The organism is Hamadaea sp. NPDC051192 (assembly GCF_040682475.1).
GTDB classification, from domain to species: domain Bacteria; phylum Actinomycetota; class Actinomycetes; order Mycobacteriales; family Micromonosporaceae; genus Hamadaea; species Hamadaea flava.
In genome coordinates this window covers 82,260-95,438 of record NZ_JBFBAZ010000011.1, presented here as the reverse complement: position 1 = coordinate 95,438, position 13,179 = coordinate 82,260, and the positions used below count along the sequence as shown (strand labels likewise).

The following is a 13,179-nucleotide window of genomic DNA, read 5'->3' as shown; positions in this document are numbered from 1 at the left end:
GCGGTCAGGAGAGAATGCGGTAGCCGGTCTCGGCGCAGATCTCCGCCTGCAACCGGCGATACTCGGCGGCCGCCGGATCTCCGAGATCGGCGTGGATCCGGGCGAGCACCTCCGCGGCGTCCGCCTCCACCACGCGTAACTGGTGCCGGCGGGTGTCGGCGAGCGCCTCTTCCGCCCGCGACCGCGCCTCGGCGTACCGCCCGAGTCCCCGGTACGCCTCGGCGAGCCCCACCACCGCGAGCAGGCGTACGCGGAGCGAGTGCGGTCCGTCGAGGAGGGTCAGGACGCGCTCGTGCTCTTCCGCCGCGGCGGCGTACTCCCCGCGCAGGGCCAGAATCGTGCCGAGGGTCACGCGCGACTCCGCCGCCGTACGCCTGAATCCGTGATCGGCCGCGATGGTGACCGCCTGACGCGCCAGTTCCAGCGCCGTGGCGAGGTCGCCGAGATCCCGATGAATGCAGGCCAGTACTTCCAGGACGGTGGGAATGGACCAGTTGTTGCCGCCCGCGTACGCGCGATCAAGCGCCTCCCGCGCCTCCGCCAGCGCGAGGTCGTACTCGCCCAGCATCCGATGGCTGCTCGCCATGTTCGAGAGGGCGTTGGACGGGTGCCCGCTCTTCACCTCCACTGCCAGCTCGCGCCGGGCCAGCTCGATGGACTCCCGCAGCCGCCCGAGGTCCTGGTAAGGACCACCGAGGTTGCCCAGCGCCAGCCCTTCGCCGGCCACGTCGCCGAGCCGCCGGAACAGCTCCGCCGCCGCCCGCAGGGCCGCCGAGGACTGCTGCGGCTCGGTCAGCTCCAGGTGCACGACGCCGAGATTGTTGTACGCCGCCGCCTGGCAGTCCAGCCACCCGATCTCGGCGGCCAGATCGATCGTCCGGTGGAGGAACTCGACCGCTTCCTCGTAGCGGGTTTGCCGGCGCGCGACGCCGGCGAGGCTGAGACAGGCCGACGTCTGACCCCAGCGGTCGGCCGCCCGTTCCGCGGCGGCGAGGGAGGCGAGCGCGACCGCCCGCCATTCGAGCATCGGCGCACGCGGCAGGAAGTGACAGCGCAACACGTCGCCCAGTCGCCAGGCGAGCGACCGCGACCCACGCTCGGCCGCGTCGAGCACCAACGCCACGAGGTTCTGCAGCTCCGCGTCCAGCCAGGCCTGCGCCGCCGGCCGGTCCGCGAAGCCGCGCGGTGAACGCTCCGCCAGCTCGGCCGCGTCGGGCAGGCGTTGGATGTGCGGGTACGCCGTCCGCGCCGCCGCCGCTGCGACGGTCAGATACCAGCCGGCCAGGCGCTCATGGGCGGACGCCGCCTCGGCGTCGTCGTCGGAGAGTTCCCGGGCGTACTCCTGGACCAGATCGTGCATCGAATACCGGTGTGGCGACGGCTCCTGGAGCAGATTGGCGGCGCAGAGCCGATCGAGCAGTGCGCGTACGCCTGCGGACCCGGCGAGCACGGCCGCCGCGTCCGCGCTGACGTCCGGCCCGACCAGCGCCCCGAGCAGCCGGAACAACCGTCCGGCAGCCGGATCGAGGCGGGTGTAGGACAGCTGGAGAGTCGCCCGGACCCCGGCGTCGCCGTCGACCGTCAGCGCGGCGAGGCTCCCCTCGCGCAGCAGTCCGAGGTAGTACTCGACGCTCCAGGTCGGATGCAGGGCCAGGTTGGCCGCCGCCACCCGGAGCGCCAGCGGGAGATGCCCGCACAGCCGGGCCAACTCGGCCGCACCCGGTCGATCGGCGGCGATCCGGTCGGCTCCGGCGATCTCGGTCAGCAGCGTCTCCGCGTCCGCCGGGGCCAGCTCGGCGAGCGGCAGGCGTACGCCCCCGTGCCGGGCGATCACCGAACCGAGCCGATCGCGGCTGGTCACCAGGGCGGCGCTGCCGGGGCACCCCGGCAACAGCGGGACGACCTGATCCACCGACCCGGCGTTGTCGAGCACGAGCAGCACCCGCCGGCCGCTCAATCGCGTACGCAGCAGCCCGGTCGCCTCGGCGTCGTCGTCCGGGATCTGATCGCTGTTGACGCCCAGCGCCCGCAGCAGCCGGGTCAGCGCCTCGATCGGACGCATCGGCGCCGCGTCGGAGTAGCCGTGCAGGTCGAGATACAGCTGACCGTCGGGGAAGTGGCTCGCGAGCCGATGGGCGGTGTGCACAGCGAGGGAGGTCTTCCCGACGCCGCCGAGCCCGTCGATCACGACGATCGGCGAGCCCGGCCGGCTCAGCGCGGCGAGCACCCGGTCGGCCTCGGCCCGCCGTCCGGTGAACGCGGTCGCCTCCCGGGGCAGCTGACGGGGCACGGGCGTACCGGCGGACGGGACCGGATCGGGAGCCCCGGACAACGCGGGATCGGCCCGGAGGATGCGCTGATGCAGCTCCCGCAGCCCGGCCCCGGGCAGCACGCCCAACTCCTCGTCCAGCAGGGTCCGCGCCTCCTCGAACGCGGCGAGCGCGTCGGCTTGCCGGCCGTCCCGGAAGCGCGCCAGCATCAGCAGCTCCCACAGCCGTTCCCGCAGGGGCTGTTTGCCGATGAGCGGCACCAGCTCGGCCGCCACCTCCCGGGCCTGGCCGAGTTCGAGCCGGGCGGCCAGGCACTCCGCCTGCGCGGAGAGCCGCAGCTCGGTCAGCCGGTTCACCTCGGGCTGCAGGTCGACGGGCAGCCCGAGGCCCTCGGCCACCGCCTCGCCCCGCCAGAGGCCGAGCGCCTCGTCGAACAGCCGAGCCGCCGTCGCCGGGTCGTCCGCCGCCGACGCCTGGAATCCCTGGGCGACCAGGCCTTCGAAGGCGGCGTGGTCGATCTCGCCAGGGTCGGCCCACAGCCGATAGGACCGTTCCCCGGTCTCGATTCCACACCCGTCGTCGCCGATCGCGCGGCGGCAGTGGGCCACATAGGTCTGAAGGTTGGCCTGCGCCGAGGCCGGTACGCGCTCGCCGTCCCACAGCAGCTGGAGCAGCTCGTCGACGCCGACGAAGCGGTTCGCCCGCAGCAGCAGGATCGCCGATAGCTGCCGTTCTTTGCGACGCGCCAGCTGGATCGCCAGCCCGTCCGGCGTACGCAGCGACAGCGGTCCCAACAGTCCGAATCGCACGCCGTGCCTCCCCTTGCCGATCGCGCTCCCCATACCGTAGCGATCCCGTGCAAGGTCCCGTATAGCCGACGTATGGCACGGATCCCTACGTTGTCCTCGTACCGCAACCGACCAGGGGGAGGACTCAGTGAAAGAACACGCGAGACGGCTGTTCGCGTTGTCAGCGGCGATCGGCGTATTGGTGACAGCTTCGGCGACCGCCGCCGCGGCCGACCTGCCGAGCGAGCCGTCGACCTGCGTCACCACGACGGGGACCCAGGTCTGCTACTACCCGAAGTCGCAGCACCTGAAGGTGTGGGACATCGTCGCGGACGGCCACCACGCCACCGGCGAGCTGATGGACTACAACGCCGACTGGGAGACGCCGTACTGCGAGAACTACCAGGGCAACAACACGATGCGCGAGTGTGACTACAGCTCGATCATCCCGGCCGGGGACCGGGCGGTGCTGCGCGCGATCACGATGGAGGGCGACGACTGGATCTCCACCAACTGGAAGATCGTCGAGCGCACCTGAGCGGCATACGGGGGGAAGGGCGGCCGGGGCATCTCGCCCCGGCCGCCCTTTGTGTTGTCGACCGCCCTGTGCTGTCTACGGTTCCAGGTCGTCCAGACCCGCCCGGTACGCCTGCCGCGCCTGGTCCTGCCAGCGCCAGCGCTCGTCGTCGCCGAGCGTGTCGAACCACTCCGCCCGGCGTTCGAGCCGGTCGTGCAGCGCCTCCTGGTACGCCGGGTAGGCGACCGCCTCGGCCGGCGACCTGATGCTGCCGTCGAGCAGCCCGGCGGCCATCTCGCGGACCATCGGGTCCGGGTCGGACTCGGCCATGCGGCGCAGGTGGGGACGCATCATCCGGGGTAGGTCGACGACGACCCGGGGATCGGACGGCTCGGTCATCAGGTGGTCCCTCCGGTTCGGCCTAGGCGAAGCGTGCGTAGCGCGCCGGTCTGCTCCCGCACCGCGTCGGCCAGCGAGGTGAGCGAGGTGGCGCAGGTCGTGGCGTCGTCGAGGCAGTGACCGTGGCTCACCTTCACCGAGTTGTGCCAGATGTGCAGGGCTTCGCCCAGGCAGTAGTCGAACGCGGCGAGGTCGTAGAGCTTGCTGATCGCGATGCCCTTGCCGCCGCCGGTGACGCCGTCCTTGGCGTTGCCGTAGTCGGAGCTGTCGGTCGCCGCCATCGCCCAGGACCCGAGGTACATGGTCGCCTGGATCCAGAAGGCCATCGTCGGAACCCGGTCGGCGACTGCGGCGAAGGCGTCGTCGATCGCCTGGGCCGAGCTGGTGAGCGCCTCGACCGGTTGCAGCGCTCGGGCCGACAGCTCGGAGAAGTACGCCTCGGCCTGGTCGGCTGCCTCCCCCGACCAGGTGACCCGCAGATCCGTCATGCCCTGCGTGACGTTCCGGCTGATCGACGCCAGCCCGATCGCGACCCGGCGCAGCCCGCTGGAGCAGACCCGCAGGTCGTGCCAGTCCCCCGTGAACTTCTCGGTCATCCCGTCGACGCCGATGCCGTAGCCGCTGAGGAAGGCCTTGACCGGTCCGGCCGCCTCCTCGTTCACGAAGTCGAACTCCCAGTTCCAGCTGGTCACCCGGTCCAGGAGCGACGGACCGCCGGTGAGCGAACGGACGCCGTCGCTCGCGGCCTTGATCTCGGCGTACGGGTCGGGGTCGCCGTAGAGGGTGTTGTCGAGCCGGAGGTAGTCGTCCTCCGGCACGGCGTACTCGAACGCGTGCGCGCTCTGCCCGTCGTAGTACGGCTCGGCGAGGATCACCGCATCCGGATCTGCCTGCGCGACCGCGTCCGCACTGTCCTGGTCGGCCCGCACGTACGCGGCGGCGACCCGGTTCAGCGTCGGCCCCGCCTCGGCCAGCACCCCGTGCAGGACGCCGAGGAAGTCGCCGAGCGCCGCGGTCAGCCCGTCCGAGGCCACCTTGATGGTCGCGAGCAGGTGCCCGCTCTCCGGCGTACACGAGACGAAGGTGGAGTCGCCTTTGTGCATGATCCGCTTGCCGGTGTAGTTCTCCAGCGGCTGTGGCTGCTGGACGACACAACTCGCCGCCGACTTCCGGTTGCCCTCGTTCTCGTCGTCGGCGGCGTCGAACATCTTCGCGTACGCCTCGATATCGGCCGGATCGACCTTGACGGTCTCCGGCTCCGACGTACCCCCTGGTGGATCTTCGAACATCTCGTCCCCCCTCGATCGGCTTTGCGACGAGGGTGGACCGCGGGGCCACACATCCGGTTCACAGCGGCTGGACATCCCAGCTCGACGGGCGACGGATCAGTGCGGGCCCTAGATCAGTGCGGGCGAGGGATCAGTCGGTCTGGTGCTGCATCAGCTGACGCGCGGCCTCGGCGATGGAGCCCGACAGCGACGGGTAGATCGTGATCGTGTGCGCGACCTGGTCCACGGTGAGCTGGTTCTCCACCGCCAACGCGATGGGCATGATCAGCTCGCTGGCCTTGGGCGACACCACGACGCCCCCGACCACCTGCCCGGAGGCCGGACGGCAGAAGAGCTTGATGAAGCCGTCCTCGATGCCCGCCATCTTCGCCCGCGCGTTGCCGCTCAGCGGCAGCATCACCTCGCGCGCCGGCACCTTGCCGCTGATCACGGCTTCCTGACTCACCCCGACGGTGGCCAGCTCGGGGTCGGTGAAGACGTTCGCCGCGACCGTCTTGAGCCGGAGCGGAGCGACCGCCTCGCCGAGCGCGTGCCACATCGCGATCCGGCCCTGCATCGCCGCGACGCTGGCGAGCGGCAGTACGCCGGTGCAGTCGCCGGCGGCGTAGATGCCCGGCACGTTCGTCCGCGACACCCGGTCGGTGGTGACGTAGCCGCCCGGTGCGACGGCGACGCCGTACTCGACGAGACCCAGGTCGGCCGTGTTCGGGATCGACCCGACCGCCATCAGGCAGTGCGACCCGGTCACGCTGCGGCCGTCGGCCAGCGTCACCTCGACGGTGTCGCCGATCCGGCGGACGGCCGACGCCCGGGAGTTGTTCATGATCTGCATGCCGCGAGCCCGGAAGACGCGCTCGATCGCCGTCGCGGCGTCGGCGTCCTCGTGCGGCATCACCCGGTCGCGGCTGGAAACCAGCGTGACCTGCACACCCATCGCCAGGTACGCCGAGGCGAACTCCGCGCCGGTGACGCCGGAGCCCACCACGATCAGATGCTCGGGCAGGTCGGGGAGGTCGTAGACCTGACGCCAGGTCAGGATGCGCTCGCCGTCGGGTTCGGCGTCGGCGAGGATGCGCGGCGTCGCGCCGGTCGCGATCAAGACCGTCCCGGCATCGACCGAATACTCTGGGTGACCGCCGGACGGCTGGATCTTGACCTTGTGATGGTGGCCGAGCGAGTCCTCGCCGAGCCGGGCCCGTCCGTGAACGACGGTTACGCCCGCCTTTATCAACTTGGTATGAATGTCCGTCGACTGCGCGGCGGCGAGTCGCCTCACTCGTTCGTGCACGGCCGACGCATCGACCGTGATGGCTTCCAGGCCATCCGAGTGGATGCCGAACCCTTCGGTGCCGCGATACCCGGTGACCACGTCCGAGCTGGCGATGAAGGTCTTCGACGGAACACAGTCATGCAGTACGCACGCCCCGCCGGCGCCGTCCGCCTCGACCACGGTCACGTCGGCGTCGAGTTGCGCGGCGACGAGCGCCGCCTCATAGCCGGCCGGTCCCCCACCGATGATCACAATCCGGTTCACGGCGATTTTCCCCTATTTGTCCAACCGGTCGTCTGAGCGTCTTTCGAGCCTGCGCGACATGCGACACGCCACGCCATATTCTCTCGTACGCCTCAGGCGGACTATCGTCATCGCCGTGCGTCATTACGCTGCGTACGGCTCCAACCTCGACCCCGCCCGAATGCGAGCCTACTGCCCGCACTCGCCGATGGTCGGCGTGGGCTGGCTGGAAGGCTGGCGAATCACGTTCGCCGGCGAAGAGGTCATCGGGTGGGAAGGCGCCGTCACGACGATCGTCGAGTCGCCGGGCGACCGTGTCTTCGTGTCGCTCTACGACGTGCACCCCTGGGACGAGTCGCAGCTCGACGAGGTCGAGGGCGTCGTCGCGGGCACCTACCGGAAACTGCACGTCCGGGTGCATACGCTCGACGGAGACGTCACGGCCTGGGTCTACGTCTTCAACGGGTACGAGGGCGGCCTGCCGACGGTCTGGTACCTGAACGAGATCGCGAACGCGGCCGCCAAGGCGGGTGCGCCCGACGACTACGTCTCGGATCTGCGATCCCGACCCACCCGCAACAACTCCCTCTAACGCGCCGACCGACCGCCCGACCGCCGCTCGGTGTTGATCATGGTGTTTCCGGCCTCGACACGCCGTCGAGACCACAGTTAACTCCATGATCAACGGGCATGGGCATGGGCGGGGGGGTGGGGGGTTAGGGGCGGGCGGAGAGGGGGACGGGGGCGGGGTGGATGACCTCGGCTAGTCCGGTGACCAGCTCCAGCCATTCGTCGCGCTCCAGGCCGGTGAGGGCGGCCAACGCCCCGGCCACGATCCGGTCGGCGACCGAGTCGGCCCAGCCGCGCCGCCGGGCCAGGTGACCCACGGCCGGAAAGGGCGGCTGCCACCCGTACGCCACCGCGCCGGCTTCGCCTTCAGGGCCGGACAGCAGCGCCTGCACCGGCGATAGCCCGGCTGCCGTCTGCGCCACCAGGGCGGCCCCGGCACGCAGTTCGGTGAGCAGGTAGAGGCATACCCCGGCGAGCTCGGCCGGGGCTTCGTCGGGCACGGGCATCCGCCGCCAGGCGGCGTACAGGGGCATCGCCGTCGCGTCGGCCGCCCGCAGGACCCGGCGGGTCAGCACCACGAAGCGAGGCAGTCCGGGCAGCCCGGTCAGCTCGTCGCGACCCCAGCGGCAGCACTGCGCCATCCGTTCGGCGGCGATCGCCGGAACCGCCATGACCGGCTGCGCCGACTCGTACGCCTCGCGTACGGCGTCGGGGTGGATCAGTCCCATGGCGGCCGCCGCGACGTGCGGCTCGACGTCGCCGAGGGCGCCCGCCCGGCCGGCGACGGTGAAGACCCAGGCGGACAGCCCCAGTTCCCGGGCATGCCGCAGGGTACGCGGGCACCGCGTCCACGCGCTCCCCAACGCCTCGATGCTCGGACGGCTTGCGGCCGCGGTCTGCTCCGGCGTCACGCCAGAGAAGATTACGCGGTAACCGTTGTGCCCGGCTCCAGGCGGGCGTACTCGCATCGGGCGAGCTTGGTCAGGCTGCCGTCGACGACCATGTACCCGAACTCGTTGAGCAGTCCATCGTGGAGGGCGAACACCCGGCGCGGGGAAATGGCCCGGATGAAGTCGACGGACTCCGCCAGCTTCAGCCACGGGCCGCTGACCGGCACGAACAGCGTCTCGACGGTCGCGCCCGCCGGCACGTCGAAGGAGTCGCCGGGGTGGTAGACGGAGTCCTCCACCAGGAAACCGAGATTGGGCACCGGCGTCATCTCCGGATGCACCAAGGCATGCAGGCCACCGTAGGCCTTCACGCCGAATCCGGCGGCCTCGAACGCGTCTCCGGAGGCCACCGTCTGGATAACCCCGTCCAACTCGGCGAGCTTGGCGACAACTGCCTCATGGGCGTGCAAAGTGACCGAAGGCCGCTTCGCCAGCGTGTCGGCCAGCTTTCCCACGTCCAGGTGATCGAAGTGCTCGTGGGTGATCAGGACCGCGTCCACGCCGTCCAGCGCGGCCGGGTCCGCCCAGGGTCCAGGGTCGATCACCAGGACCGCGCCGTCGCGCTCCAGGCGTACACAGGAATGCTCGAACTTGGTCACTCTCACGAGACTCAGCTTAGGAACCCGAGAGTCCAGGCGCGCGTCATAGGCCCATGTTGGTACGCCGAAAGACCGTAGCGCTCGCGTTGGCGGGCCTGGCGCTGGTGCTCGTCGCAGGTTGTGGCGCCAGCGATAAGACCGACAGCGGTGGGGCCGCCCCGGCGGCGGTCGCCCCGGAAGGCGCCGGCGACCTCGGGTCGAAGACCGGCGCGGATCAGAACACCACGAGTGAGCAGGGCGGGGGCCAGCCGCCCGAGATCGGCCGGGCGATCGTCTACAACGGCCAGCTCACCGTACGCGTCGACGACGTCGAGGTCGCGGCGCAGCGGGTGCGGTCGGCCGCCACCGGAGTGGGCGGCTTCGTCGGGTCGGAGAAGAGCACCAGCGGGGGCTCGCGGGCGCAGTCGTCGATCACCATCCGCGTACCGGCGGACAAGTTCGACTCCGTCCTCGCCGACGCGGCCAAGCTCGGCGAGGAACTGGACCGTTCGGTCAACGCCGAGGACGTCACCGCCACCGTCGTCGACCTCGACGCCCGGATCAAGGCGCAACAGGCCAGTGTGGACAGCGTGCGGCGGATGTTCGCGCAGGCGAAGCAGCTCTCCGAAGTCGTGCAACTGGAGCAGGAGCTGTCCCGGCGGCAGGCCGACCTGGACGCCTTGCTGGCCAAGCAGCGTCGCCTCGACGACCTGGTCAAGCTCTCCACCATCACGGTGACCCTCGTCGGCCCGGACACGCCCTACGTCGAGCCGAAGAGCGAGGACCCGTCGTTCCTCGGCGGCCTGCGGGCGGGCTGGAACACCTTCGTCGTCATCCTGAAGGTGGCCGCCGCCGTCCTCGGCTTCCTGCTGCCGTTCCTCGTCGTGGCGGCCGTGGTGCTGGCGCCGCTGTGGTGGTGGCTGCGCCGCCGTCGGCCGACGCCGCCGGCTGTTCCAGCCGCTCCGGCAACCCCGGTGCCGCCCGCGAGCACGCCGGCCGTGGAGCCGAAGTCGACCGAGGAATAGCCCGGAAAAGGGGCTCCCGACGCCGGGAGCCCCTTTCCGCGTACGACTAGAAGAAGCTGGACAGAGCCGCGAGAGCCGTGTGGACCATGGTCCGGACGCCGTAGCCGATGCAGCGCTCGTCGACGTCGAAGCCGGACTGGTGGATGTCCATCTTGACTTCGCTGCCGGGGGTGCTGGTGCCGAGGCGGATCATCGCGCCCGGCACCTGTTCCAGGTAGAAGGCGAAGTCCTCACCCCCCATGCTGATCTCGGCCTCGACCACGCGATCGGCGCCGAGCGCGGCGCCGGCGGCGGCCGCGATGACGGCGGTGGCCATGCGGTCGTTGATGACCGGCGGCACGCCGCGGGTGTAGCGGACGTCGACGCCCGCACCCGTGGCCGAGACGACGTCCTTGATCAGGTTGGTGATCAGCTCCGGTGCGGCCTGCCAGGCTTCCTTGTTGAGGATGCGCACGGTGGCCTTGGCCTGTCCCTCGATCGGGATGGCGTTGGCGACCTCGCCGGCGTGCACCGCGCCGAAGACCATCGACACCCCGGCCCGCGGGTCGACGCGGCGGTCCAGCAGGGCCGGCGCGTCCACGATCACCCGGGCGAGCGCGTGCACCAGGTCCGCGGTGAGGTGCGGCCGGGCGGTGTGCCCGCCCTTGCCGGTCAGTCGCACCTCGACGGTGTCGGCGGCGGCGGTGAACGGGCCCGAGCGGACGCCGATCAGACCGACGGGCAGCTGGGGCGCGCAGTGCAGCGCGTAGATCGCGGCGACGTCCTTCAGGGCGCCTGCCGAGATCATCTCCGGCGCGCCGGACGGGAACTTCTCCTCGGACGGCTGGAACACCAGCCGGACCCGGCCGGGCAGCTCACCGCGCTGGTCGAGCTGGGCCAGCGCCAGGCCGACGCCGAGCAGCACCGTGGTGTGCACGTCGTGGCCGCAAGCGTGCGCGGCACCGGGCACCTGGCTGCGGTAGGGCACGTCCTTGGTGTCCGGCAGCGGCAGCGCGTCGAGGTCGGCGCGCAACGCGACGACTCGATCACCGGTGCCGATGTCGCACAGCACGCCGTTGCCACGCGGCAGGAACTTCGGTTGCAGTCCCGCGACGGCCAGCTCCCGGGCGACCAGGGCGGCGGTCTCGAACTCGTGACCGGACAGTTCCGGGTGCGCGTGAATGTGACGGCGTACGGCGACGAGCTCCGCGCCTCGTGAGGCAAGCCAGCGGTCGAGTTGACCGGGTAGCGGATCGGCCCCAGGCAAAGTCTCGGGCCAGGTCGACGTCAGCGTGCTGCCCTCGGGCAGCGTTAGCGCACTCGTCACGGCAAGATCTCGATCTCGATTGACAGTGGGACAAACCTCGACAAGCCTAGCCCCAGACCCGTAACTCTGCGCAACGTCATTGCGGTAGCGGTTGCGTTGCTGAGTGTCACGTCCTCCCAGGTAGAGAGTCTCCGTGGCGGATTTCGTCGTCGGCATGGGCCCTTACACCTCTCACAACGCGTGACGGCTGTGGATGTGACGCACACCCCGTCCACCGGTTACGCGATTCCCCCGCTATGTCCCCTGACGTGCAGGTTCCGTCGGGGTCCCCAGGCACGATCACTCTTTCCCCGGTACGCGCGTCGCACACCTGGTGCGAGTAGTCAACTGAGTGGAGGTTCGGCTGAGTCGTTCGGGTGACGGGCGACGACGATTCGTCCGACCGGATGTCTCGATCAGAACCGATCGGCCGGTCGGTATGTCCCCCACACGTCGCGGAGAGCGTGACAGACCTCGCCCACGGTCGCCCGTGCGGCCAGGGCCTCCTTCATCGGGTGCAGCACGTTCTCCGTACCCTCGGCAGCCTTCTTGAGCTGCGCCAACGCTCCCGTGACCGCGCGGTTGTCCCGGTCCCGTCGCAACTGGGCGAGCCGGTCGGCCTGGGCCTGCTCGATCGACGGGTCCACTCGGAGCGGCTCGTAGGGCTCCTCCTCGTCCAGCGTGAACCGGTTGACGCCGACGACCGTGCGCGCGCCGGCGTCGATCTCCTGGGCCACCTGGTACGCCGAGGTCTCGATCTCTCGCTTCTGGAAGCCCGCCTCGATGGCGTCGACCGACGAGCCGTACTCGAAGACGCGCTGGATCAGCTCGTCGGCGGCCTGGGAGATCTCGTCGGTGAGCGCTTCGACCACGTAGGACCCGGCGAACGGGTCGACCGTGGCGGTCAGATCCGTCTCGTACGCCAGGATCTGCTGCGTACGCAGGGCGAGGCGGGCCGCCTTCGCGGTGGGCAGCGCGATCGCCTCGTCGTACGAGTTGGTGTGCAGCGACTGCGTACCGCCGAGGACGGCGCCCAATCCCTGTACCGCCACCCGGACGAGGTTGACCTCGGGTTGCTGCGCGGTCAGCTGCACTCCCGCGGTCTGGGTGTGGAACCGCAGCATCCACGACTTCGGGTCCTTCGCCCCGAACTCCTCGCGCATGATCCGTGCCCAGAGCCGGCGGGCCGCCCGGAACTTGGCGACCTCCTCCAGCAGGGTCGTCCGTGCGACGAAGAAGAACGACAGCCGGGGCGCGAAGTCGTCGACGGCGAGCCCGGCCGCGACCGCCGCGCGCACGTACTCGATGCCGTTGGCCAGCGTGAACGCGATCTCCTGCACGGGCGTCGCGCCCGCCTCGGCCATGTGATAGCCGCTGATGGAGATCGTGTTCCACTTCGGGACCTCGGCCCGGCAGTACGCGAACGTGTCGGCGACCAGCCGCAGCGACGGCTTCGGCGGGAAGATGTACGTGCCGCGGGCGATGTACTCCTTCAGGATGTCGTTCTGAATCGTCCCGCTGAGCGCCTTGCCCGGTACGCCCGACTTCTCCGCCACGAGCTGGTAGAGCAGGAGCAGGACGCTGCCGGGGGCGTTGATCGTCATGCTCGTCGAGACCTTGTCGAGCGGTATGCCGTCGAACAGCACGCCCATGTCGTCGACCGAGTCGATCGCCACGCCGACCTTGCCGACCTCGCCGTGCGCGATCGGCTCGTCCGAGTCGTAGCCCATCTGGGTGGGCAGGTCGAAGGCGACCGAGAGGCCCATCGTCCCGGCCTCGAGCAGGTGGTGGTAGCGCGCGTTCGACTCCGCGGCGGTGCCGAATCCGGCGTACTGCCGCATCGTCCAGGGCCGCGTCGTGTACATCGTCGGATAGACGCCCCGGGTGAACGGGTACTCACCCGGCTGCTCGGAGTCGCGTTCGGGCACGTCAGCCGGTCCGTAGACGGGCTTGAGCGGGAAGCCGGACTCGCTTAACCGACGTTCAGTCATACCG

At 70.4% G+C, this 13,179-nt stretch carries 11 protein-coding genes; 3 read left to right on the top strand and 8 right to left on the bottom strand.

What is annotated here, in order from left to right; translation table 11 throughout:
* Positions 1-4: 4 nt before the first annotated feature.
* Positions 5-3,079 (bottom strand): BTAD domain-containing putative transcriptional regulator, encoded by a 3,075-nt coding sequence (locus AB0M47_RS07480; RefSeq protein ID WP_363409927.1) that lies wholly within the window; start codon positions 3,077-3,079, stop codon positions 5-7.
* A 127-nt stretch (positions 3,080-3,206) separates the two neighbouring features.
* Here AB0M47_RS07480 and AB0M47_RS07475 point away from each other — a divergent pair, with 127 nt between their 5' ends.
* Complete coding sequence (locus tag AB0M47_RS07475) at positions 3,207-3,596, top strand: hypothetical protein (protein WP_363409924.1); 390 nt, start codon at positions 3,207-3,209, stop codon at positions 3,594-3,596.
* Between the two features lie 75 nt (positions 3,597-3,671).
* On the opposite strand, the gene AB0M47_RS07470 is transcribed toward AB0M47_RS07475, so the two are convergent.
* The 3 genes from AB0M47_RS07470 to AB0M47_RS07460 form a co-directional block, all read right to left on the bottom strand.
* On the bottom strand, positions 3,672-3,974 hold the full coding sequence (locus AB0M47_RS07470; RefSeq protein ID WP_363409921.1) for a hypothetical protein: 303 nt from the start codon (positions 3,972-3,974) through the stop codon (positions 3,672-3,674).
* Positions 3,974-5,263, bottom strand: a complete 1,290-nt coding sequence (locus AB0M47_RS07465) for a hypothetical protein (protein ID WP_363409918.1) — start codon at positions 5,261-5,263, stop codon at positions 3,974-3,976. The genes AB0M47_RS07470 and AB0M47_RS07465 overlap by 1 nt, the downstream gene beginning before the upstream one ends.
* Before the next feature lie 130 nt (positions 5,264-5,393).
* Positions 5,394-6,797, bottom strand: a complete 1,404-nt coding sequence (locus AB0M47_RS07460) for an NAD(P)H-quinone dehydrogenase (protein WP_363409915.1) — start codon at positions 6,795-6,797, stop codon at positions 5,394-5,396.
* 115 nt (positions 6,798-6,912) lie between these two features.
* Here AB0M47_RS07460 and AB0M47_RS07455 point away from each other — a divergent pair, with 115 nt between their 5' ends.
* Positions 6,913-7,368, top strand: a complete 456-nt coding sequence (locus AB0M47_RS07455; RefSeq protein ID WP_363409912.1) for a gamma-glutamylcyclotransferase family protein — start codon at positions 6,913-6,915, stop codon at positions 7,366-7,368.
* 124 nt (positions 7,369-7,492) lie between these two features.
* On the opposite strand, the gene AB0M47_RS07450 is transcribed toward AB0M47_RS07455, so the two are convergent.
* Together AB0M47_RS07450 and AB0M47_RS07445 are read right to left on the bottom strand one after the other, a co-directional pair.
* Complete coding sequence (locus AB0M47_RS07450; RefSeq protein WP_363409909.1) at positions 7,493-8,257, bottom strand: hypothetical protein; 765 nt, start codon at positions 8,255-8,257, stop codon at positions 7,493-7,495.
* Between the two features lie 11 nt (positions 8,258-8,268).
* Positions 8,269-8,901, bottom strand: coding sequence for an MBL fold metallo-hydrolase (locus AB0M47_RS07445; RefSeq protein ID WP_363409906.1), 633 nt, complete (start codon positions 8,899-8,901; stop codon positions 8,269-8,271).
* A gap of 47 nt (positions 8,902-8,948) precedes the next feature.
* Between AB0M47_RS07445 and AB0M47_RS07440 the strand changes: the two genes are divergently transcribed.
* Positions 8,949-9,899, top strand: coding sequence for a DUF4349 domain-containing protein (locus AB0M47_RS07440; RefSeq protein WP_363409903.1), 951 nt, complete (start codon positions 8,949-8,951; stop codon positions 9,897-9,899).
* Between the two features lie 46 nt (positions 9,900-9,945).
* Here the strand turns inward: AB0M47_RS07440 and AB0M47_RS07435 are convergent, their stop codons facing one another.
* Together AB0M47_RS07435 and AB0M47_RS07430 are read right to left on the bottom strand one after the other, a co-directional pair.
* Positions 9,946-11,205, bottom strand: coding sequence for an amidohydrolase (locus AB0M47_RS07435; protein ID WP_363409900.1), 1,260 nt, complete (start codon positions 11,203-11,205; stop codon positions 9,946-9,948).
* Between the two features lie 395 nt (positions 11,206-11,600).
* Positions 11,601-13,175: a methylmalonyl-CoA mutase family protein gene (locus AB0M47_RS07430; RefSeq protein ID WP_363409897.1), complete on the bottom strand. Its 1,575-nt coding sequence runs from the start codon at positions 13,173-13,175 to the stop codon at positions 11,601-11,603.
* Positions 13,176-13,179: the final 4 nt, after the last annotated feature.

Coding starts and splice junctions, on each gene's coding strand:
- AB0M47_RS07430 (WP_363409897.1), bottom strand. CDS start 13,175: ATGACTGAACGTCGGTTAAGCGAGTCCGGCTTCCCGCTCAAGCCCGTC.
- AB0M47_RS07465 (WP_363409918.1), bottom strand. CDS start 5,263: ATGTTCGAAGATCCACCAGGGGGTACGTCGGAGCCGGAGACCGTCAAG.
- AB0M47_RS07440 (WP_363409903.1), top strand. CDS start 8,949: ATGTTGGTACGCCGAAAGACCGTAGCGCTCGCGTTGGCGGGCCTGGCG.
- AB0M47_RS07470 (WP_363409921.1), bottom strand. CDS start 3,974: ATGACCGAGCCGTCCGATCCCCGGGTCGTCGTCGACCTACCCCGGATG.